Here is a 20,374-nt window from a genome sequence, read left to right on the forward strand (position 1 = left end):
CTAGTCCTCCATATCTGGTATTAATTTTTTGTAATGTTCATCACTTACAACATCATTTTCATCACCTTTAATTGGTGTTGGTTCATTTAAATAATGAGGTGCTTGATAACTCATACCTGTTAATGATGCTAGCGTTTTTGCATCCTCTCTAATTTCCTCTTCTGTCGAACCTCTTAATCTATCCTTAAGTTCTAAAGGTAATTTCATTTCAATTGCTACTCTCGTTTTAACTGAGTCGGTCTCATAATTAGCAATTTTGGTGTCGTAATCTTTTTTTAATGTTTCAACTTGTTCCGGTGATAGAAAACCTTCATATTTTTTTGAAACATCACTTTGTGCATTTTCCAATTGACCATTTAAAGTGATAATTTGACTTTCATAACCTTTCTTTAGTTTTTCTAAATCTTCTGGAGAAGTATAACCTTCATATTTTTTTGTTACACTTCTTTCTTTTTGTTCTAATCTTTCAGTTAATCTTTTTTCAAATTCCTCTTGTGTTGTAATTGGCTTAAATTCACCCATTTTTCTTCCTCCTATTTAACCGTTAGTAACGTAAAAATTTATATTAAAAAAGGCACCCTCTAGTACCTTATCTAATATCGTACTCTTTGCTTCCTTTTTTTCTTTTTGTTGGAAGCACACATCCAATAAGCAAGAACAACACTGTCTAACAATGCTATTTCATGCTCTTCTAATAATGCCATATATCCAAAACCACCAGCAGTACCAATGGCCCTTCTTTTACAATTTGTTACTACTTGTGTTAATGATGGTTGATCATTGTGACAAATTAATTTAGTTGACGTGACCGCTTGTTCAAACATACTATTTGCAACAATAACATCTGCCACTTTTGGTAATATTGTTTTTACCTTTATGCCAAAATCTTTAATTTCATCACTTAATGTTTTTTGTCCACTAGCACCGTCAATAACTACTTTTTCGACATCTGCTTGTTTTAAAAAAGAAATGATCCACATAGTACCATTTCTTATTGATTGACAGTCAATTGACTCTATATAAACTTTTCCATCATCTAATTTAGTAGCAATCGACATTGCTACATTCTTTCCATCTTTGCCAAATTTAATTCCTACATATAATTTTTCTTTAAAATCTGGTACTGCAGTAACTTTTAAATTACTCCATTCTGTTTTTGAAAATTCACTTGCTTGAGAATATGACAACCAATGTCCTAATCTTTGTATGTTGAAATCAACATCATCTGTCGTAATTTCATTCTCTATTACACGCTCAGTTAATCCGTATCCTAATGATGGATTTGTCTCATACCAATTTTCAATATCATGTGGATTTTGCATATGTTGCACAGACCATTCTGCCCACCCAATATACTTAGTATCTCCATTTAATACCTTTTCTCTCAATTTTTGAAAAACTGTACCGTGAGATATTGCAGTCGGTGGTGTTCCTAACATGATAATTTGAGGATTGCTACTTGCTGAAATAACATACTTTAATGCACTCTCTTGATCAATGGTATACTCTTGAGCTTCATCAATGATTAACAAGTCATAACCTTCACCAAGTCCGCCAGTATTCGAACGTGTTCGAAAATTGACTAGATGTGTTAATTTATATGCCTTTCCATGTTCATCATATAAGCGGATATTTTCTTGTCCTTTTGCTTTTACAGAAGCATATTTAATCCCTGCTCCATCTAATAAATAACATATTGTTTCCCATACCGCATGAGCCGTTGAAATCATGTGAGCAGTATATATAATTTTTTCACCATGAGTTATGCCCCACATAATTCTCATGATGACATCTTCTGTTTTACCATTTCGTCTTGGTACTGAATATCCAAAAGTTGAATGAATCCACATATCATCTTCATCAACTGCCATTATGTCATATATAAGAAGTTCCTGCCATTCCCTAGCAGTACGTTCTGTCTTGTTATATATGTCAACCGCTTCATTTCCTTTTGTTTTTGTATATGGCAATACTAATGAGGTTGTAGGAGTTTGTCTGCCAAATCGTTTTGACATAACTCTTTCCTCCTCTTTTATTCTCCAAAATTAGATATCACAATCAATTGACATCACCCCTTTTAGTTCAAAATAAAAACCGACATAAGTCGGTTTGATTAATCATAATATCCATATGTCATTAGTTTTAATCTTTTATTACCCTTTCAGGTTCAGTTCTAGGAATATTTAAATCTAATGCCATTTTTATAACTTCTGGTTCAGTTACTTTTGGTCTATCTTTTATCCATTTATACATAGTATCTAAATCTTCTTCATTTTCTAATAGATCAAGGATTCCATCAACAAATTCTGATTCATTTCTAATTGATTCTAGAATTTTTATTAATTCTTTTTTTTCATTTTCATAACTCATTTTGAGCGGTTCCTTCCTCTTATTTTTACTTTCTTATATAATGTATAATTATCAAAATCATTATACACAAAATAATATCTATAATCACCTATATCTTTCAACATTAAAGTTCCTGATTCTATTTCATCGTGTTTTAACCAAGTATTCAATTCACTTCTCGTATGGGCATCTAACCTGAGACTTTTATATTTAGCAAACATTTGCAAATTTAACTTATAATTTTTTTTATTATCATTTATTAATGATTGATTAATTCTTTCAATTCGTTTTTTTAATTCGTCCTTATTCTCTATCTTTTTGTCCCATACATTTTGTACTTTTCTACTTCCATTTATAGGATCATAAATAACAGAACAATGACAATTAGCGTGTCGTCTAAACACATCATTACCTGTATTAGATACATCTCTATAGTTATATGTTCCAGCCAAACTAGAACACCATTTGCAGCAACCAGATGATGCTATTCGCACAATTTTAGGATTCAATCCAACTGAATCATGAAATTGTGCATTTTCTTTAACGGAATCATCAACAATTAATCTAGCATTATGTTCTAAAACATCAAGAAAACTTTTTTCACAATCACTATATTTATCCCTAGTAGATACATAATTAATTATTGAATCTGTTCTTTCACTATTATATTTAGGAACAACTGCTTTAATTCCTATATTTGCATTCTTATTTAAATTGGTTTGAACAATTTCACATTGTTTTGAAATAGATTCATAGTTTTTTTTAACAGTTGGTTCAATCAATCTTTGAGCAATATTATAATAGAATTTTCCATCTGGCAACGTATCCTCACTTACAATTAATTTAAAAGAATTAGATAAACATTTACCTAATTCTCCTGCATACTCTTGTACATCTTGATATGTAGCTTTTTTATTTTCTATTTTTTCAAGAATCTTTTTAATTTTTTCATTTTTAGCAATATTTTCATCAAATTGTTTTTCTATTTTTTCCAATAATTCTGGTGCAATATCATTATTCATTCATATCATCCTTATTTAACTCATTTGCATTTGAAAAATCTATCATGGATTGATCATATTCAATTCCTGTCAAATCTCTTAAACTATCTTTACCAAAATATCCAGGAACTGCTTGATTAATTTTAATAGCGCCATCACCAATTAATGATAAAGTAGATGCATCAGGTTCAAAAATAGGTTCCCATTTTGCTTTTGTTAAGTAAATTCGATTTCTTTTATATGGAAAATTATCTCTTAAACAAGCTGCTAAGTATCCCGCATTAATAAAACCTGTAGCGAAATGTTTTTGTGCTTTTCTTACTGCTAATCTTAAGTTTTCATGTTGTGCTTTTATTGCTTCAACTGAACTTGGATTTTCAGTTGAAAAGCCTAAATCATCTAATGTCAATCCAGTTTCTCCCGCAAATAATGAAGCAAACATTTTTAATTGTTCAACATAAGGTGTCATTGACTGTTGCTGAAATTGTCCAACAGTTGGATGATCACCATCATCATCTTTATCTAAACGAAGCATGCTTGACATTGTTGCTTTCCATTTGTCCATTGTTTCACTTTCAGGATCCAATCCAAGAACATACTTTTGAGGAAATGAGTAAAATTCTGATGCTACTTCACTCCTTTTAAGTGTTCTTAATGCCGACTGTTGTATTTTCATACATGCTCTTGAAATTCTAGCATGTCCAAATGGTCTTTTTGCATCTGGTTTATGAATAATAGGAACTAGCAATGGATAAGGTGCACTATTGATAACAGAATGGAATTTCCCATCTTTTGTAAAAAAAGTTGTAGCTTCCTTAGTGAAATACGCTTCTAATATTGGTCTATCATTTGTATCTACCTCTAAAATAGCATAACCCTCTTGTAACATATTAGTTGTAGGGTCAATAATTCCTGTTGCTCTAGTTCCATCAATCACTTGTAATCTTGGATATTCCTTATCATTATCTTTAGAAATATAAATAAAAGAACATGATGTGATTAAAGCGGATAAAATAGCACTATCGAACAAGACATCTGGATTATTCATATTGTAGATTTCCATCATATTAAAGTTATCGTTTTCAAATTTTCTAAATGACATTCTATCAGCCATACTGTCTACTGCCTTTGCTGACCATCCTAAACATTCTACCAAATGTTTCATTTCTGGTGGAATTGTAGACATATTATCATTTATGATATTCTTCATTTCATAATAAGTATATCTTGTTTTACATCTTTGTTTTTTTTGTGCTAATTTTGTTTTTAGGTAAGCAATACCTTGATATTCCATCTATTTTCATTCCTTTCTATTTTTATTTCTAACTTATTTTCTTGTGATTCGTGAGAAAATATTCACAGTACGCCGGAAGCTCAGGAGCGAGCGCTTTTAGGGAGGTATGCCCCCATCATTTATATTTTTATTTTTTGGCTCGATAGTTAATCCAATCAATTATTGTTGGTAGCACCCTGTTTGATGTTATTTTTGTTACTTTCTTTCCGTTTGTAGCAAATAGCTTGTCACTCTTTTGTCTATTACAAGTCCAATGTGCCAGTTGGAGATTATCTATATCACTTGGATGTCCTCCTTTGGCCACAGGTATAATGTGGTCTATACATGGAGACATTGGATGTGGGTATTTAATACTAAAATCCACAGGTTTTCCACATATACCACACACAGTTTGTGTTGCATAGATTCTTTTTTTATTACGCTCAAATTGTTTTCTGTGCGAACCATCTCTATCTAATCTTTTAATTGCCATATCATCACTTCTTTCTAAAATAAAAGACGAACATATAGTATGCTCGTCTTTTGCCTGGAACAAATCATTTAATCAATTAGTAGTTACTAAATAATCAATGAAATTAGATGTAGCAATTAATATATGGCATTTAACTTAATTACCACAATAACATAATACCACGTTTTTTAATCATTTTAGTCCGGAAAAAGTCCAGAATGCTTTAAAGTCAATGTTCCATCCTCATTTTTGATAAAATCATTATCGATTTTCAACTCTATATCGAGCACTTTATCTAGTTTATTAAATGCTTGATTCGCAATTGCGTAGAATGACGTCCTTGAATACCCTGCTCTCATTGCTTCCTCTTCTCTTTTAAAACTGTCTCCTTTATCAGGATAGTTAGAATAAATTATAATTACTGTTCTTTCCTCTTTGTTTAAAAGATTAGCGATAGAATCTTCTAATCTTTTTAGAATGATATCATACGCTAATATGTATTGATCGTATTTATCCCTACTATCAATTAGCTTATTGTATCTCTTTATCACATCATGGTGATTCCCACCGGGCATTTCAAGACTATATGATATTGCCTTTTTATCATTGGCTATATCATGTTTAATTTCAATTAATAGTTTTCTAATAAATTTCCATTGCTTCCACTTTAATACTTGATATTTTGACTCCTGCAATCGCTATTCCCCCTTTTCTTTAAATTTTGACACCAAATAAAATTCAAAATTTTATGTATCTTTTTATCTCCACTGCTCTTTCTCCACATATTCCATAATTTAATGTATTCTATCATCTAATCGTTCCTCATTTATTCTTTCTCCTTTTTCCCATTTGATTTTCTGGTGACATTTCATACAAATACTTTGAGGTTTTACTAAAACTGCATTACATTCAGGACATTCAGCAAGTGTCATATCTATACCATCTTTAAATAATTTACGCTTTATTATCTTAATTGGCTTTATTGGTGTTGCTTTATCAACTAATTCTTGCAATGTTTTAATATGTTGTTTTGCTTCACCTTTTTTTATTGTTCTACATTCTTCTTGAAGAAAGTCTAATGCTTCTTGGTATTTGTTCATCTTTTTACCACTCTTAATATCCATTTTTTAACCTCTCATAATTAATTTGATTCTTTTTTAAATACTCTTGATAAACTTCATCAAATGTAAAATTTAAAAAAGATGTTAATTTTAATAGTGCATCTAACTTTCTACCACTTGCAGTTACATTAGTGATAATTATGTACAATGGATAAGGATAACCATTATGGCTTTGACCAAAAGTGGATAAAGAATAATAGTAAAATTCTAGAATATCTTTAATTTCTTTTATATAAAGCATTTCCCATGTCATAACAAAATGATAAACATCTACTAACTCTTCTAAAACACGTTGTTTGTCAACAGGTGCTTGTGTTTTCTTCCACCAACACCAATCTCCTTTTAATTCATGCGTTAATTCTCCTAATTCATCTAAAATTGCTAATTGTAGTTTTTGTTCTGTCATAGCATCCTGACCAAATTCTTTTAAAATGTTTTCATTCAATGCTTTTTGCATTATAAACATTTCTTCTAATTGTTCTTTAATTTTCATAATTTACATGCTCCTTTTTTCTTAAAAATCACGTTCGTTTAACTTATTATTATACGAAAGTTAGTTAATCTCCCAAACCCTATATGTACCAATGGTTTCAAGAGATTTTTTAATTAAAAAACTTTGTGTTATTTTTTAACCTGTTTTAATCTTGATAAATTGGCAGCCAACCAATAAATCTATCTAGCCAATCATATACCATAACAAAATCATATCTAGCCCATTTGGGTACATATGGCTTTTAGTATTGCCTAATTATCATTGTTAATCACCTCTCTTTTAAACAATTATTGCAATGCTTGTTAGTAGAATTACAATGATAATAATCGTAGTAACACACAACATTCCACTCGCTTTATCCAAAGCCTTATCTAATATCGTAATGTATTTTTCTAGCGCTAAACTATACGCTTCATAGTCAATGTCTTGTATTTTAGATATTTCCTTACCTTGCATGTCCTTTAAAATTACTTCTTTTGAAAAATTCTTTATGTTAGGTTTATTCATCCTCGTCTATCTCCTTTTCTAGGATATATTCAATAATTTGATAGTCTTTATCATTTATATGATTAGCCATTACAACATGATATCCTTGATTCAAAAATTCTTCTAAATATTGTGTTCTCGGTTTCCAGCCATTTGGAAAAGTTCTAGCTACTACTTGTTTAGTTTTACGTTTCCTTTTACATTCTTCCAATTCTTTTTCTAATTGATCACAATATTTGTTTAATGCATTGGCATATTCTTGATAATCAATGTCATATGCTATTGCCATTTCTTTTCCGCCTTTTGCTACGATGTAATCAGCGTTTGTAACAAAGTTTTCCTTTATTGGCTTATTCATTTAAATCATCCTTTCTTATATGTGCTTATAAACTTTAACTGTGCATACTGTTTTTTTAATTTATCAAGTTCAAATTTCAAACTATCTATTTGTTTAGATTTTCCATCTAATTTTGATTTGTAATCATGAGCCATTTTTCTATAACGATACCTTTCATTATCTAAATACATTAACTTTGCTTTAAGTTCTTCATTTTCTTCTAGAACAGGCAAATAATGGATATTTGCCCATTCCAAAAGTGCTTCCTTCAATTTTTCATCATTGAGCATTGAAACAACTCCTAAAATGATTGATTTCACACCATCTATTAACAAAATTAATAACTGATCTCTCCGGTACATGATTATCACATGCTCTGCATTGTATTACTGTTTTATTTTGCAATTCTAAAGTAACGTAAGGTTTGTTGGGTTCATTCTTTTTTCTAATAAACATAATAGCTGTTTCTTTATTTGCAACATTATCAGCATATGTTCTAACACAGTGATGTAATTCTCTTGATTCATTGATCAGTTCGTCTTGAGATTGTGTAGGTCTAATGATTAGTTTATTCTCAACATAGATATATTTTTTCAGTTCTTTAGCATATTCAAATATGCGCTTATTATTGATAGCAATCCTATTGTTTTGAAACTTTGATTCAACTTCATCATGTGCTGCTTTAGGATCAGATGGAAATAATACTTTTTTATCAGATATATCCATTCCTAATAGTTCACAATTTTTTAGATAATCTTTATAATCAATAATTGAATATTCTTTTTGATACAAATAATTGATTATTCTTTCTATTTTTTTATAAAAAACAGTCTTTATATTAGGTGGTATTGGTATATTTACTATGTTTAGCGCATTTACGCTTCTAGCCTTATTTATTAATACAGGTTCTACAATATTAAATTTTTTATAAACCTTATATTGCTCAACAGTATAATCGTATTTTTTTAAAACATTCATATCCTTTTTTTCTATTTTATTAAGTTCATTTTCATATCCTAAATAGTAATAAGAATGTGCAATGCTTTTGATAAAGTTTGTACAGTTCAATTTCATCATCATTTCTATTTTTGGATATTTTCGATACAAATTTAAATAACCAAGTACATCAATTTTCTTTTTAATCGCAATATCAAGACACGAATATTTGTATAAATCATTATTTTGCATTACTTTTTTTAAATTTTTGGTTGGTTTATATACCAAATCCATATTGTAATAATTATGATAACCAGCTTTGTCTCTTTTCCACCCTAAATCTAAAAACCGATGATATAGCTCACCATACGATCCCATTGGTTTATAAGTGTTTCTGTTTGATACACATATTTTTCTATCAAGGTTTATCCTTTCTACTTCAATAATATTTTCATCAAAAAGTCCTTCTTTTGCTTTGTATATTTTTTTAAAACAAAATATTCTTAAAATCAGTTCATTTCTTTCATTACTATCAATTAATGTTATGTAATACTTCTGGTCCTTTAAAACATTGTGATAATATTGAGTATAAAACCAATGATTACAGTTTTCACACTTGAAAGTATCTCGTAATTTTATTTTTTCTATCTTTTTATAATCAGCAACATGCCATTTTTTACAATTTGTACAGTAATATGTATTCGTATTTTCTTTTCTATTTTTAAAAAGAATTATCTTGTTTTTTTTTAGTGAAATTCTATCTAAATACGTTCCAAAATACGATCTATCAATTGGCTTCATCTGTGCCAATTCATTTTCAACTTGATATTTATATACTTTCATTTTCATCACCTAAAAAAGCGAAAATATCCATTTGTGATTCATCAATTTTCTTCTTTTTGGCTTTTTGTTGCATTTTTCTAGCCTTTTGTTCTTCTTTTTTCTTTTGCTCTCTTTCTTTTTCTTCTTGTTTGTAAGAATCAAGTGCCTTTTTTACTGCTTCATCAATTGCTTTTTGGTCAGTTTTATGATTTTCATTAATTTTATTTGTTTTATTAGAATGATTTACTTTCTTTGCTAAATCTTCTGCACTGGCAGTTCCATTTGCATTTGTTTTAAAATTTAGATTTTCGATTTTCAAATCATCTTCATCATAATAATGGACCGCCAAATCAAATAATTCTTGATCATCACCAGCTGCATATCCTATATTGTTGTTTCTTTCACATTTTTTTGATATCTCTTGTATAACGTATTTAAAGCATTCTTCTAAACTCTTTTTCTCTTTTTTTAAATTTTCTTTAATGTCACTTCTAGAAAGAAGATAGTTTCCTATCCTCTTTACCCATGGGTTTTTTGTTTCATTTAACTCTTTTTCAAATTTATCCATACAATTTTACCTCTAATTGCTATTTGCTCGTTTCTCGGCTTCGATATCATCTAAAGAGATAGAATAATATGCTTTAGCAATTCTAAATATGATTTCATTTTTCTGTTCAGCTTTAGAAAGAATTATGTAATTACCCGTTGAATTTAGATAAACACCACATTCTCCAAACTTTTCAACTGATTTAGCATATGAATCACTCATACAGTATCTTGAATTGATAGATATTTTTGAAACTGCACCAAATTCACCTGCATCTATAAAACATATGCCTTTTTCTTTAACACAGCATTCAATGATTGCATTATATGTTTTTTCCTTTTCATGATTAAAACCGATTGCTTTTAAACGATATGTATCTCCTGGCAACTTGGATAATTCATATTCCTGTTCCTGATCAAGTTCATTAAAAATAGAATTTCCATAGATATCCGCTTTTAACTGATAGCAGATATTTTTTGTTTTACAATAAATCGCATCATCACTGATAAAAACTGTACTTTGGTTATCTTTGTTAATTAATGTAAACATCCCTTTAACGTATTTGTACAAAGGTTCTTCCTTTGCTATTAACATTTCATTCATTGATTATTTGCTCCTTTCTTGGATATAGCAGCATGACTGCTTTATATTCCAATTCGATTATCTTTGTTAGCCTATAACTAATTAGATAATAATTTTCTTCATATTTGGATTGATAAATTTCAATCAGTTCATCATATGAAGTGCATGTAAAAGTTATCTTTTTGTATGTCTTTTTCATGCCTTTTTTCCTCTCTTAATGCTTTCGTTTAACTAGTAATTATACGAAAGTTAATCAATCTCTTAAACTCTATATATACCAACGGTTTCAAGATATTTTTTAATCAAAAAACTTTGTGTTTTTTTTGACTATTATTTTTCATTACTTTTTTCATTTCTAACTTCCGGTTTTAAGTAGTGTACATTGTAAATCCATTCATTTAATGCTCCCTCGCCTAATATAGTTATAACATCTTCTGGATCATCTATTTTGTCCGCATTTGTTCTATAGAAATCCATTGCCTTTACATAGATAAGTCCATCGCCTAATGTTCTGGTACCATCAACTTTAATAAACATTCCTTTTTTATCAAAAGTATGTTGCGGTTCTTCAATTTCGTAACCGATTATTTTTCTATTATTTTCTTTGATATTCAAATCTAACTGATTAATACTAATAGCCGGCATAATATCATGCGATGTAGCTCTTTCAGTATATGCTATTCCACAAAACCTTGTATAGAAAGCGTACATTGGATAATGACTACACTTGACAAAGTCTTCTGCACCTTTCGTTCCACTAAATGTCAGTCCTTTCCCTGAACATATTTCCAAAAACAGTTCTTTTTCATCTTGATTTTTAATTTTGATGAATACTTTGTTATCAACGAATTTTTCAAAATAGTTTATTTTCATTTCTATCTTCCTTTCTAATAGCGTATGGCTTCAACCTTACGCTTCTTTTCTTTTTGACTTGTATTTGTATATATAGCGGTGGTTTTGACATCGCTATGGCCTAATATCTTTGACAGTTCGGACAAACTGGCTTGACCATTTGTATGTACCCATTGAATAGCAAACATGTGTCTGAAAGCATGAGGATGTGCTTTTTCAAGTTTTATGCCTCGACACATTCCACATAATCTCTTTAACCTGTTTTGAATCGTCTTTTCAGTCAGCATAGTTCCATCATTCTTATATCCAGGAAACAATGTACCTGTTTCAATTCCTTGTTTCTTGGCATACTTCAATAGTTCCCTTCTTAAATCACTTCTCAATGGAACTTCTCGTATTTTTCCTTTGTTGTAAACTTTTATATACTGCTTTCCATTTTCGATATTTTCAACAGTAAAATATTCTAACTCACTCAAACGAACACCAGTATAAGCAAATATTTTCATGATGTAATACATATCCATCTGTCCTTGCTTCTTGGCCATCCTTAGCAGCCTTTTGAAGTCTTGTGGATCTATTACATTTTCAATATTTGTTTTCTCCTGCTCCTTTATTGGCTTCAAACAAAGTTTGCTATCATACTTTTTAATGTTTTTTTCTTCCCAAATGCCTTTTTCATTCATCTCTACATACTTGATGAATTTATTGATGATGATGATGTAATTATTGATTGTTTTAATTGCATACTTTTTCATGAGCATTTCTTTATATTCAATAAAATCATCTTTTCCAACTTGATCTTTATTAAAATAATTAACAAAAGAAGTCACTACATTTTTGTATTTAACTTGGGTTGCCTTTGATTTTTCATCCATAATTTCTTCATCAATGAAATCATCTATGTAATTTAGCATCAGTTCCTTTGTAAATCTCAAATCGTTCTCCTTTCATTAACTTTTTTATTAATCATCCTTGCATATATGTAATACATGCGATTAACTTTGTTGTAACGGATTTCATGCTTAACATATTTTTTAGACTTGTAATTAGCATTTAAGTATTGAGAAACAAGCATTTCATTACTGATCATGTTCTTTATCTTCTTTTTAGAAAAAACAGTATAGCTTTTTCGCTCTATTGGTTTTTTCAACCATTTAGAACCCTTCCATCTCTTTTTTCCTTTGGGGTCTTTGGAAAGATAGGTTGCTAAACCAGTTAGCCCATCTTCATCCGGTTCTAGTTCTTCAACCTTTATACGTGTTCCCAACATCCATAAATCTTTCATCAACTTTCTGTCTAATCCTTTTTCAATTATCAAGTGATGATGAATTCTTATTTTTTTATTAGGATCATGTTCAGTAACATATATCCATTTAGCATTTTTTAATCCAAGTTTCTTTCTCCTGTAATTGATTTTTCTAATGAATTTATATACTTCCTTTTCAGCAGCTTCTATTGTTGGTGGAAGATTTTCATTTGAATATGTTAAATGCATTACATAATCATCTTTATTGAAATTGTTATTAATTAACCGGATAAAATGTTTTCTAGCATTTCTATCATTTAATGATTTTTGTGCAAGTCTTGTTGGCTTCTTACTCGGATTGAATTTATCCATTTCCTTTTTTGAAAATAATGGATATATTTCAATTTCAAATTGGTTTCCAGATTGTATTGTTTTTGAACAATACTGAACACCTATTAAATTTTTATCTAATAGCTTCTTTATATCTAAATCTTCTTGATTAAATCGATTATCATAGTAATTCTCATAATCATAATCTATATATGGTTTTCTTTTCGTTGACTTGTTATGATTCATTACAAGCCCGACATAGACACCTTTTATCCGACTTTTTTGCCATTATATCTATGTTTTTTTAAACATGTATGTTATAATGACTATGTTGAAGAAAGTCGATAAAAGATGCCAATAACATTTGTTGTTGGTTTCTTTTTTTTATGAGAATTTACCCATGATAAACCAGTAGGTTTTATCGTAGATATCTTTATGATCTTCATTAACCATTTTATTTAGATATAACAACTTACTCCTTACATCCTTTTCGTTAAAAATAAGTTGTCCGTAATATCCCATTAAGATAGAATCAGAGGTTTGATAATTTTCCATAATTTCATCAAATTCACCTGTATCTCCTGGACTTGGAAATTTGTATTTAGCAAGCATACTTGCCTTTGCAAAATCAATCAGTACATTTCTTGTACTGATTTTTTGTATACGCTTGAGGTCTTTTATAATTTCATTTTCCATGCTTATGCTCCTTTCTTTTTTATAAAAACAAATAGGATATTGAAATTTGAACATGTCTAAACTATGCATCATTCTTAGCATTTAACTTTGTAAATATTTCTTTCATTTTTGTGTTAGTTTTTTATTCAATTGTTTTTTTCGGAGGATAACTTTTTTCAATATCCTAATTTGCTAGAGGTTTATTACCTCTTAGCAACAATAGATAGTTATATGTAAGGTAGAAAAGGTAATTATGCCAAATTATGCAACAGTTAAATTCTCTCTATTGCTGCTAACAAATAACAAACACATGTTATTTGTTTATTTGATATGATTGTTCCTGGTACTCTGCTTGAAGCAGTTTATACTGGGCATTTAGGTCAGCTATTTCCTCTCTTTGACTTGCAATCTCATTTGTAAGAGATTGTCCATAGACATACATGCCTATGTTTGCTAATAAAGATAAGATTAACAAGGCAGTTAATCCCTTTTTAGAAATTTTTTTCATTTAAATTTTGCTCCTTCCTTTTTTGTATCGTCACTTTTCATTTATTACCTCGAAGCAATGTACTTCATGCTAAAATATTTTTTTAAATTGCTATACCCGATTTAAGCATTTTAAATAATAACTATGATTACATCCCGCAGGGACCTCCTGAAGAAAAATGTATTAAACAAATTGCGTTTGAAAATTTTAAATTTAATATGAAAAGTTACTCAAAATCAAAAATCATATGTTTCATTAAAGGAAAGTTACCAGCTTTTATTGAAATGTTAATTTTTGAACTTCTTAAAAATTTAATATTCAACGCATTAGGCATACATTAGTATGTCTTTTCTTTTTGAAATACATTGCTTAGAGATAATAAATGAAGATTAAATAGCTATATAATTTCTAATTACCCTTCCCCCTTTGTACCAAATCTTCTCATTAACCATTTATCTAACTTGGAAGTATCAATCTTCCATGCAGATGTTTTTCCTGGTGGTTTATAGGCAGGAAATCCTTTTATTTCAATAAATTTTTTTAATTCATAAGATGAAAATCCATATGGCACTAATTCTTTGATTGTCATGTACCTCTTTGGATATTCATTAGTGGTAGTTGTATTTTCCATTTTCTATGCTCCTTTATTTATAGTTAGTGGTAGTTGTATTTTTTTGTTTTCGACATTTTTTACCATCAGTTTTATAAAGATGAAAGAATATTTATTAAGAATTAATAAAGAAATAACGAAACACTGCAATTCTCTTTTAAATCATCTATTAGGGATTGAAGTGTTTTTATTTTATTTTCTAATAGTTTATATTCATCATCAGATAATTGATTTTTCATATCACTAATAAAATCATCAAATGCATGACTTAAAGAATTTAGTTTTTTTGGATATAACTGAATTCCTTTACAATGAATTACAATATCCTCATCCTTTTTGCCTTTTATCAATTGATCTGTTGCGTTTATAACACAATTAATATCTTTATCTAAATCACCTTTAATACTTGGTTCAATCAAATATGTATATAAGCCTTTAGGTTCTTTCATATATCCTTCTCTGTCTTTTGACATATTTATTACTCCTTATTTTTAGTGGTAGTTGTATTTTTTTATTTTCTATGTTTCTTAATTACACAAAAAATACTCCTTTGCATTTTTTTGTGTTCTGTTACAACACGTTTTCACCAAAAAAAATTATAATTTTACTTGTTTTGGCGAAAAGGCTGTATTATCGCATATTTGAAATAATTCTTTAGCTAATAACTTAACTTTGCCACTTTCTAGATTTTGATATCTCCTATATTCAATCCCTATCATTTTTGCAAATTCCTCTTGAGTCATATCATTTGTTAGTATTCTAATTTCTTTTAATGTGTATTTTCTTTCCATTTTCTCCCTCCGTCCGTGTTTTAGTACAACACAATAGTATCATTCCGTGTGTTGTATTGCAACACTTTTTTTGGTTATTTATTTGTTTTTTTGTTTTATCTTCTATTTTTTTGTTTCTTTTAACAACACATAATGTTAATATATTCATGGAGGTACATTACAATGAAAACTATAGATGAGAAAATAGGTCAAGAATTAAAAAAGGCTCGTGACAATTGCTCAATGTCATTACAAGATGTTTCTAATATTATTGGTAAATCAAGATATACATTACATGGATATGAAAAAGGTAGAAACAGCATTAGCGCTAGTACATTATTTGAACTATGTGAATTATACAATATCGATATAGAAGTTTTATTTAAAAAAATAAAGAATGACTAATATATATTTTTACTTATCTTAGGAGGAAGAAAAATGGGCATTTTATCTAATTTAAAAAAACAAATAGTTTCATCAGATAAAAACTATTTGTTTCTTGACTGTGAATGGTCAAACAATAAAAATAAAAGTATATGTCAAATCGCTTTAATTCAAAAAAACGGAAAAACAAAAAAAGATTTTAATTATTATATCAACCCTAATGATGGATTTGATCAAAATTGTGTATCAGTTAACCATATAACAAAAAGTAAAGTAAAAAATTGCCCTACTTTTGATAATGTATGGAGTGAGATTGAAAATTACTTTATTAATTCAATAATAGTTGGACACAATGTTCAAAATGCCGATCTAGATGCTATAGTGAAAAATCTTCAAAGATATAAAATTAATATTCCTGAACTTTATTATATTGATACTTATCAAGTCTCAAAATCTTTAATTAACAGCTACGATATAAAAAATTATAAATTATCTACCTTATGTAACTATTTTGAAATTGAATTAAACAATCATCATAATGCTATTGACGATGCATCTGCATGTCTTTCGTTATTTGAAAAATTAGTTCATAATTATAAATTTAACATAAATGACTATATTACTAGATATCAATTTAATAATTTCAACTTTAAACCTTATGTATATAATTCGGAATTAAATAGAGAGATTAGTACATTTTTAGGTGTTTTAAATGGCATAGGTATGGATAATAAAATTGATAAGGAAGAAATAGATTATATTATTAAATGGCGTGATGATCACATGCAATTTAATTATGATAAAGAGATAAAGAATATTATCAATATTATTAATTCTATTCTCTCTGACAATATTATCACATTAGATGAACTCAATACTTTAAAATCGAACATAAGTACTTATGTTAATCAATTAAATTCAACACCTGAGACATTAGCAACTCAAGAACTTCAAGGAATTATCAACGGTATTGAATCAGATAGTGTTATTAACGAACAAGAAGTCTTGACATTACGTGAATGGCTTTACCAAAATACTTTTTTAAAGGGACATTTCCCCTACGATTTATTATTCAAAGAAATAGAATCAATACTAGAAGATAATATAATCACAGAAGAAGAAATTTCAAATTTAAAAAAAGTCTTTGTTCAAATAAAAAATCCTGTTTCATTAATAAACAAAGAAATCGTTATATTTAATAACAATTCATTTTGTTTGAGTGGTGATTTTTCACATGGTACAAAAAAAGAAATTGAAAATTATATAATTTCTAAAGGTGGCACAATAGATAAAAATGTTAAGAAGACAACAAATTATTTAGTCTTAGGAAATGAAGGTTCACAAAGATACTCAAATGGAAATTATGGTACAAAATTTAAAAAGGCAAAAGACTATAATATACCAGTTATAAAAGAAGAACAATTATTTAATTTGTAGAAAAAAAGATCAGTGACTGGCATCACTGATCAAGCACATGAAAATAGAAAATACAACTACCACATTATATTTTATTAAATTCCATGAGCATTATTATTTTATCATACTTGCTCATGGAATTAAACAAAAAGAAAATAGCAAGGAGATAAAATTATTATGGCAAAATATAAAAAAAGAAAAGATGGAAGATATGCTACTTCTATCTATTTGAATAAGAAAAGATTTTATGTCTATGGAAAAACAATTTCAGAATTAGAAAAAAATAAACGTCAATTATTAATAGATTACGAATTAGGACTTTCATTGCATTCAAAGGACGTTCTTTTTAAAGATTATAAATATGTTTGGTTTGATAATAAAAAGCCATCTATAAGTGCTAAGAGTATAGCTAGTTATGATTCAATATTAAAAAATCATTTTACATTAATTGATTATATGAAAGTGACAGATATAAAAAAGTCACATATTCAAAAAGTAATTAACGAATTGACCGATAAACCAAATACCGCTAATAAAACTTATATGACTTTAAATCAAATACTGGAAAATGCTATTGATGATGAAATAATAAACAGAAATCCATGTAGAAGAATTGTATTACCTAAAGTTGAGAAAAAAGAAAAAAGAATTTTGAGCGATGAAGAATTTTATTTAACTGAAGTTGCTGAATTTAATGATCGTGAAAAAATGTTTGTAATTATGAGTAAATACTGTGGACTTCGTCCAGAAGAAACAAGAGCACTTACTAAAGATGATTTTTTTCTTACTCAAACAAGTGGCTATGTAAGAATCAATAAAACAGTTGTCTATGTTTCCAATCAAGCAATCTTTCAAAAGTTCACTAAAAATAATACCAGCGTTAGAGATATACCTCTATTTGCTAATATTTTACCTTTTGTAAGATATTATTTATCAAGTATACAAACTAACAAGCTATTTACAAATCTCTCTAGTAAAGAAGATAAATATATGTCTAGCCAATCTTACAAATGGCTAATCAAGAAAATAAAAGATAAAATCAAATTAAAGGCATTAGAATTAAATATTGATTTTAATGAACAAGGATTTACTCCTTATACATTTAGACACACCTATGCTACTCTACTTTATTATTCTGGTGTACGATTAAAAGAAGCTGAATATTATATGGGGCATGCCGACAGCAAAATGCTCACTCAAGTATATATTCATTTAGATAAATCATCATTAAGAGAGAATAGTCCGTTAGAGGATTTTATAAAAAATAAATTAGAATTAAATAAAAAAAACATTACTGAAAAACTACTCTCAAATGAGTAGTTTTTTTGACAACTTTTTGACAACGCAAAAGACAACTAAATTCATCTAAATACAACTAAATATAAATAAGCATAAAATATTTATATAAAATAAAAAAAGCCTAAACATCTAGTAAACACTAGTGTTTAAGCCATTTTGTCATTGGTCTCCCCGCACGGTCTCGAACCGTGGACCCTCTGATTAAGAGTCAGATGCTCTACCAACTGAGCTACGGAGAGGTAACGAAACTATTTTATTACATATATGAATAAAAATCAAGATATTTTATTCATATATTTTATAAATATATGCTATAATATTCCATAAGGGAGGGATAGCATGTTTTACAATCAAAGTATTGAAAATATAAAACTTATCATTTTAAGTTTGGATGGGGGATTATTAGATTTAAACCACCTTCGTTATAATTACTTAAAATATACATGTCAAAAGTATGATTGTTTTGTATCTAAAGATGAATTTACCCTTTCTTTAGGCAATATGAACACAATGTATCAATGCTCTCCTATCCAGGATAAAATATCTAATCAAAATCTTAATCAAATGATTGAAAAAGATTTATTTGCTTATAGCAAATTAAAACAAAACATAAAAAAAGAAGGAGTTGATGAACTTCTTCAATTTTGTCGCCAAAAAGGAATAAAAATAGCTGTTATTACAACTCATAAATGTAAGCGTGCTATACAATATATGCAACTCACTGGAATTTATAAAAATGTTGATTTTGTTATCGGAGGAGATAGTCAAATTAATCCTCTTCCTGATTCTCAAATTTTATCGACTATATGTAAACAAATGAATATCAGTTATGACCATACGCTTGTTGTAGCAAACTTTCCTTCATTAGTAGAAGCCGCTAATAAACTATATATGAATGTCATTTATATGATGGATTTAGTTGCACCTACGCCAACCATTGAAGAAAGTGTATATAAAACAGCTAAAAACAATCTAGAAATTATCAACATCCTGTTATTTTCTAAATATGATACATTAGAAATGTTCTCACCTATCTTGGGAATGTCAAAAAACATGAATGAAACACAGTTAACGCATACCTATCATCAATTACTAGAAAAGTATGCCGATGACCCACAATTAATTTCACTTGTAGAACGTACATATCAATATTTTTATCATTTACTTAATAAAAAACGTATTCCTACTCATAATCCGATTCAAAATCAAAATAGCGAAAATAAACATCTCGAAGATACACAAGATAGCATTCAAAGTAGTAGTATAAATAAACCTTCAAAACAAATCGATGAATCTGATGATTCAATTTCCGAAAAATTCAGTGACCATCATGTCACATCGGCTACTTCAGCAATCTCTATTGATGCAAAACGCATGAATGAATTAATGGATATTATTAACGGTCAAAGTGAAGCAGAAACTGCACAACAAGATAATGAAGACATTTTACAAGTAGATCATGACCAAAGCAATAGACAAATCAAATCTAAAAAAACAGTTTTAGATCACGGTATAGACTTTATATGTAATGTTCTTATTTCAATTTTAATTGTATTTATTTGCTTGCTTGTATCATTGATTTTAAATGATTACTTTAATGATCAATCCCTAATTTTAAAATCAATTTATTTTATTGTTCAATCGTATTTAAATATTGTTTGGGGATTGTTTAGTTTTATTTTTAATGCTTGTCATCAAATTATACACATCATACCAACATACAATCAATTATTAAATAATAGTCATCTGCTTTCACCACTGGCATGGCAAGTCGTATTTACCAGTATATTTAATCTTATGATTATCTATATCATCAAATTAATTTATTCGTTAACAAACAAGGGTAATTTAAAATAACTTGTGGTTGAGATTGTTTCGGCCAATAA

Annotated in this window: 27 protein-coding genes and 1 tRNA gene; 4 read left to right on the top strand and 24 right to left on the bottom strand. The window is 28.4% G+C overall.

The window, feature by feature from the left end; translation table 11 throughout:
• The 23 genes from DWZ53_RS08960 to DWZ53_RS09075 all read right to left on the bottom strand — a co-directional run bounded on the left by DWZ53_RS08960 (window position 1) and on the right by DWZ53_RS09075 (window position 15,410).
• On the bottom strand, window positions 1-522 hold the full coding sequence (locus DWZ53_RS08960) for a hypothetical protein (protein WP_118433654.1): 522 nt from the start codon (window positions 520-522) through the stop codon (window positions 1-3).
• 71 nt (window positions 523-593) lie between these two features.
• Window positions 594-2,015 (bottom strand): terminase, encoded by a 1,422-nt coding sequence (locus DWZ53_RS08965; RefSeq protein WP_118433656.1) that lies wholly within the window; start codon window positions 2,013-2,015, stop codon window positions 594-596.
• Between the two features lie 127 nt (window positions 2,016-2,142).
• Window positions 2,143-2,370 carry a hypothetical protein gene (locus DWZ53_RS08970; protein ID WP_118433658.1) on the bottom strand — a complete coding sequence of 76 codons (228 nt, stop codon included), beginning with the start codon at window positions 2,368-2,370 and terminating at the stop codon, window positions 2,143-2,145.
• Complete coding sequence (locus DWZ53_RS08975; RefSeq protein WP_118433660.1) at window positions 2,367-3,371, bottom strand: hypothetical protein; 1,005 nt, start codon at window positions 3,369-3,371, stop codon at window positions 2,367-2,369. The genes DWZ53_RS08970 and DWZ53_RS08975 overlap by 4 nt, the downstream gene beginning before the upstream one ends.
• Window positions 3,364-4,644 (bottom strand): phage portal protein, encoded by a 1,281-nt coding sequence (locus tag DWZ53_RS08980; protein WP_118433662.1) that lies wholly within the window; start codon window positions 4,642-4,644, stop codon window positions 3,364-3,366. Before DWZ53_RS08980 ends, DWZ53_RS08975 begins: the two co-directional genes overlap by 8 nt.
• A 127-nt stretch (window positions 4,645-4,771) precedes the next feature.
• Window positions 4,772-5,116, bottom strand: a complete 345-nt coding sequence (locus tag DWZ53_RS08985; RefSeq protein WP_118433664.1) for an HNH endonuclease signature motif containing protein — start codon at window positions 5,114-5,116, stop codon at window positions 4,772-4,774.
• 176 nt (window positions 5,117-5,292) lie between these two features.
• Window positions 5,293-5,790, bottom strand: coding sequence for a hypothetical protein (locus DWZ53_RS08990; protein WP_118433666.1), 498 nt, complete (start codon window positions 5,788-5,790; stop codon window positions 5,293-5,295).
• A 99-nt stretch (window positions 5,791-5,889) separates the two neighbouring features.
• Window positions 5,890-6,219, bottom strand: coding sequence for a hypothetical protein (locus DWZ53_RS08995; RefSeq protein ID WP_118433668.1), 330 nt, complete (start codon window positions 6,217-6,219; stop codon window positions 5,890-5,892).
• A complete protein-coding gene (locus tag DWZ53_RS09000; RefSeq protein WP_118433670.1) occupies window positions 6,209-6,709 on the bottom strand; it encodes a dUTP diphosphatase in 501 nt (166 codons plus the stop codon). Before DWZ53_RS09000 ends, DWZ53_RS08995 begins: the two co-directional genes overlap by 11 nt.
• Before the next feature lie 279 nt (window positions 6,710-6,988).
• On the bottom strand, window positions 6,989-7,216 hold the full coding sequence (locus DWZ53_RS09005; RefSeq protein ID WP_118433672.1) for a hypothetical protein: 228 nt from the start codon (window positions 7,214-7,216) through the stop codon (window positions 6,989-6,991).
• Window positions 7,209-7,553, bottom strand: a complete 345-nt coding sequence (locus tag DWZ53_RS09010) for a hypothetical protein (protein ID WP_118433674.1) — start codon at window positions 7,551-7,553, stop codon at window positions 7,209-7,211. Before DWZ53_RS09010 ends, DWZ53_RS09005 begins: the two co-directional genes overlap by 8 nt.
• Before the next feature lie 5 nt (window positions 7,554-7,558).
• Window positions 7,559-7,822 carry a hypothetical protein gene (locus DWZ53_RS09015; RefSeq protein ID WP_118433676.1) on the bottom strand — a complete coding sequence of 88 codons (264 nt, stop codon included), beginning with the start codon at window positions 7,820-7,822 and terminating at the stop codon, window positions 7,559-7,561.
• Window positions 7,812-9,311 carry a PcfJ domain-containing protein gene (locus DWZ53_RS09020; RefSeq protein ID WP_158568229.1) on the bottom strand — a complete coding sequence of 500 codons (1,500 nt, stop codon included), beginning with the start codon at window positions 9,309-9,311 and terminating at the stop codon, window positions 7,812-7,814. Before DWZ53_RS09020 ends, DWZ53_RS09015 begins: the two co-directional genes overlap by 11 nt.
• Complete coding sequence (locus DWZ53_RS09025; protein ID WP_118433680.1) at window positions 9,298-9,858, bottom strand: Cas9 inhibitor AcrIIA9 family protein; 561 nt, start codon at window positions 9,856-9,858, stop codon at window positions 9,298-9,300. The genes DWZ53_RS09020 and DWZ53_RS09025 overlap by 14 nt, the downstream gene beginning before the upstream one ends.
• 12 nt (window positions 9,859-9,870) lie before the next feature.
• Window positions 9,871-10,440, bottom strand: coding sequence for a hypothetical protein (locus DWZ53_RS09030; protein ID WP_118433682.1), 570 nt, complete (start codon window positions 10,438-10,440; stop codon window positions 9,871-9,873).
• Window positions 10,441-10,749: 309 nt separating this feature from the next.
• Entirely contained in the window at window positions 10,750-11,292 is a 543-nt protein-coding gene (locus tag DWZ53_RS09040) for a hypothetical protein (RefSeq protein WP_118433686.1), read from the bottom strand.
• 14 nt (window positions 11,293-11,306) lie between these two features.
• Window positions 11,307-12,206, bottom strand: a complete 900-nt coding sequence (locus DWZ53_RS09045) for a site-specific integrase (RefSeq protein ID WP_118433688.1) — start codon at window positions 12,204-12,206, stop codon at window positions 11,307-11,309.
• The gene (locus tag DWZ53_RS09050; RefSeq protein WP_118433690.1) at window positions 12,203-13,093 is read right to left on the bottom strand and encodes a hypothetical protein; all 891 of its coding nucleotides are present in this window, start codon (window positions 13,091-13,093) and stop codon (window positions 12,203-12,205) included. The genes DWZ53_RS09045 and DWZ53_RS09050 overlap by 4 nt, the downstream gene beginning before the upstream one ends.
• A 138-nt stretch (window positions 13,094-13,231) precedes the next feature.
• Window positions 13,232-13,543 (bottom strand): hypothetical protein, encoded by a 312-nt coding sequence (locus DWZ53_RS09055; RefSeq protein ID WP_118433692.1) that lies wholly within the window; start codon window positions 13,541-13,543, stop codon window positions 13,232-13,234.
• Window positions 13,544-13,835: 292 nt separating this feature from the next.
• Complete coding sequence (locus tag DWZ53_RS09060) at window positions 13,836-14,030, bottom strand: hypothetical protein (protein ID WP_118433694.1); 195 nt, start codon at window positions 14,028-14,030, stop codon at window positions 13,836-13,838.
• 391 nt (window positions 14,031-14,421) lie between these two features.
• Entirely contained in the window at window positions 14,422-14,640 is a 219-nt protein-coding gene (locus DWZ53_RS09065; protein ID WP_118433696.1) for a hypothetical protein, read from the bottom strand.
• Between the two features lie 101 nt (window positions 14,641-14,741).
• A complete protein-coding gene (locus DWZ53_RS09070) occupies window positions 14,742-15,092 on the bottom strand; it encodes a hypothetical protein (RefSeq protein ID WP_118433698.1) in 351 nt (116 codons plus the stop codon).
• 123 nt (window positions 15,093-15,215) lie between these two features.
• On the bottom strand, window positions 15,216-15,410 hold the full coding sequence (locus DWZ53_RS09075) for a helix-turn-helix transcriptional regulator (RefSeq protein ID WP_118433700.1): 195 nt from the start codon (window positions 15,408-15,410) through the stop codon (window positions 15,216-15,218).
• 162 nt (window positions 15,411-15,572) lie between these two features.
• On the opposite strand from DWZ53_RS09075, the gene DWZ53_RS09080 reads away from it, so the two are divergent.
• From DWZ53_RS09080 to DWZ53_RS09090, 3 genes are all read left to right on the top strand, one after another.
• Window positions 15,573-15,794: a helix-turn-helix domain-containing protein gene (locus tag DWZ53_RS09080; RefSeq protein ID WP_158568231.1), complete on the top strand. Its 222-nt coding sequence runs from the start codon at window positions 15,573-15,575 to the stop codon at window positions 15,792-15,794.
• Window positions 15,795-15,827: 33 nt separating this feature from the next.
• Window positions 15,828-17,210, top strand: a complete 1,383-nt coding sequence (locus tag DWZ53_RS09085) for an exonuclease domain-containing protein (RefSeq protein ID WP_118433704.1) — start codon at window positions 15,828-15,830, stop codon at window positions 17,208-17,210.
• Between the two features lie 156 nt (window positions 17,211-17,366).
• Window positions 17,367-18,509 carry a site-specific integrase gene (locus tag DWZ53_RS09090; RefSeq protein ID WP_118433706.1) on the top strand — a complete coding sequence of 381 codons (1,143 nt, stop codon included), beginning with the start codon at window positions 17,367-17,369 and terminating at the stop codon, window positions 18,507-18,509.
• Window positions 18,510-18,651: 142 nt separating this feature from the next.
• Here DWZ53_RS09090 and DWZ53_RS09095 read toward each other — a convergent pair.
• Window positions 18,652-18,727: transfer RNA gene (locus DWZ53_RS09095), tRNA-Lys, on the bottom strand.
• 100 nt (window positions 18,728-18,827) lie between these two features.
• On the opposite strand from DWZ53_RS09095, the gene DWZ53_RS09100 reads away from it, so the two are divergent.
• Entirely contained in the window at window positions 18,828-20,345 is a 1,518-nt protein-coding gene (locus DWZ53_RS09100; RefSeq protein WP_118433708.1) for an HAD family hydrolase, read from the top strand.
• Window positions 20,346-20,374 lie beyond the last annotated feature (29 nt).

The organism is Coprobacillus sp. AF33-1AC, from assembly GCF_003475785.1.
Lineage (GTDB): Bacteria > Bacillota_I > Bacilli_A > Erysipelotrichales > Coprobacillaceae > Faecalibacillus.

Coding starts and splice junctions, on each gene's coding strand:
- DWZ53_RS09080 (WP_158568231.1), top strand. CDS start 15,573: ATGAAAACTATAGATGAGAAAATAGGTCAAGAATTAAAAAAGGCTCGT.
- DWZ53_RS09085 (WP_118433704.1), top strand. CDS start 15,828: ATGGGCATTTTATCTAATTTAAAAAAACAAATAGTTTCATCAGATAAA.
- DWZ53_RS09060 (WP_118433694.1), bottom strand. CDS start 14,030: ATGAAAAAAATTTCTAAAAAGGGATTAACTGCCTTGTTAATCTTATCT.
- DWZ53_RS08995 (WP_118433668.1), bottom strand. CDS start 6,219: ATGGATATTAAGAGTGGTAAAAAGATGAACAAATACCAAGAAGCATTA.
- DWZ53_RS09070 (WP_118433698.1), bottom strand. CDS start 15,092: ATGTCAAAAGACAGAGAAGGATATATGAAAGAACCTAAAGGCTTATAT.
- DWZ53_RS09020 (WP_158568229.1), bottom strand. CDS start 9,311: ATGAAAGTATATAAATATCAAGTTGAAAATGAATTGGCACAGATGAAG.
- DWZ53_RS08975 (WP_118433660.1), bottom strand. CDS start 3,371: ATGAATAATGATATTGCACCAGAATTATTGGAAAAAATAGAAAAACAA.
- DWZ53_RS09100 (WP_118433708.1), top strand. CDS start 18,828: ATGTTTTACAATCAAAGTATTGAAAATATAAAACTTATCATTTTAAGT.
- DWZ53_RS09040 (WP_118433686.1), bottom strand. CDS start 11,292: ATGAAAATAAACTATTTTGAAAAATTCGTTGATAACAAAGTATTCATC.
- DWZ53_RS09055 (WP_118433692.1), bottom strand. CDS start 13,543: ATGGAAAATGAAATTATAAAAGACCTCAAGCGTATACAAAAAATCAGT.
- DWZ53_RS09030 (WP_118433682.1), bottom strand. CDS start 10,440: ATGAATGAAATGTTAATAGCAAAGGAAGAACCTTTGTACAAATACGTT.
- DWZ53_RS08960 (WP_118433654.1), bottom strand. CDS start 522: ATGGGTGAATTTAAGCCAATTACAACACAAGAGGAATTTGAAAAAAGA.
- DWZ53_RS09000 (WP_118433670.1), bottom strand. CDS start 6,709: ATGAAAATTAAAGAACAATTAGAAGAAATGTTTATAATGCAAAAAGCA.
- DWZ53_RS09065 (WP_118433696.1), bottom strand. CDS start 14,640: ATGGAAAATACAACTACCACTAATGAATATCCAAAGAGGTACATGACA.
- DWZ53_RS09005 (WP_118433672.1), bottom strand. CDS start 7,216: ATGAATAAACCTAACATAAAGAATTTTTCAAAAGAAGTAATTTTAAAG.
- DWZ53_RS09050 (WP_118433690.1), bottom strand. CDS start 13,093: ATGAATCATAACAAGTCAACGAAAAGAAAACCATATATAGATTATGAT.
- DWZ53_RS08970 (WP_118433658.1), bottom strand. CDS start 2,370: ATGAGTTATGAAAATGAAAAAAAAGAATTAATAAAAATTCTAGAATCA.
- DWZ53_RS08980 (WP_118433662.1), bottom strand. CDS start 4,644: ATGGAATATCAAGGTATTGCTTACCTAAAAACAAAATTAGCACAAAAA.
- DWZ53_RS09015 (WP_118433676.1), bottom strand. CDS start 7,822: ATGCTCAATGATGAAAAATTGAAGGAAGCACTTTTGGAATGGGCAAAT.
- DWZ53_RS09090 (WP_118433706.1), top strand. CDS start 17,367: ATGGCAAAATATAAAAAAAGAAAAGATGGAAGATATGCTACTTCTATC.
- DWZ53_RS09010 (WP_118433674.1), bottom strand. CDS start 7,553: ATGAATAAGCCAATAAAGGAAAACTTTGTTACAAACGCTGATTACATC.
- DWZ53_RS09075 (WP_118433700.1), bottom strand. CDS start 15,410: ATGGAAAGAAAATACACATTAAAAGAAATTAGAATACTAACAAATGAT.
- DWZ53_RS08965 (WP_118433656.1), bottom strand. CDS start 2,015: ATGTCAAAACGATTTGGCAGACAAACTCCTACAACCTCATTAGTATTG.
- DWZ53_RS08985 (WP_118433664.1), bottom strand. CDS start 5,116: ATGGCAATTAAAAGATTAGATAGAGATGGTTCGCACAGAAAACAATTT.
- DWZ53_RS09025 (WP_118433680.1), bottom strand. CDS start 9,858: ATGGATAAATTTGAAAAAGAGTTAAATGAAACAAAAAACCCATGGGTA.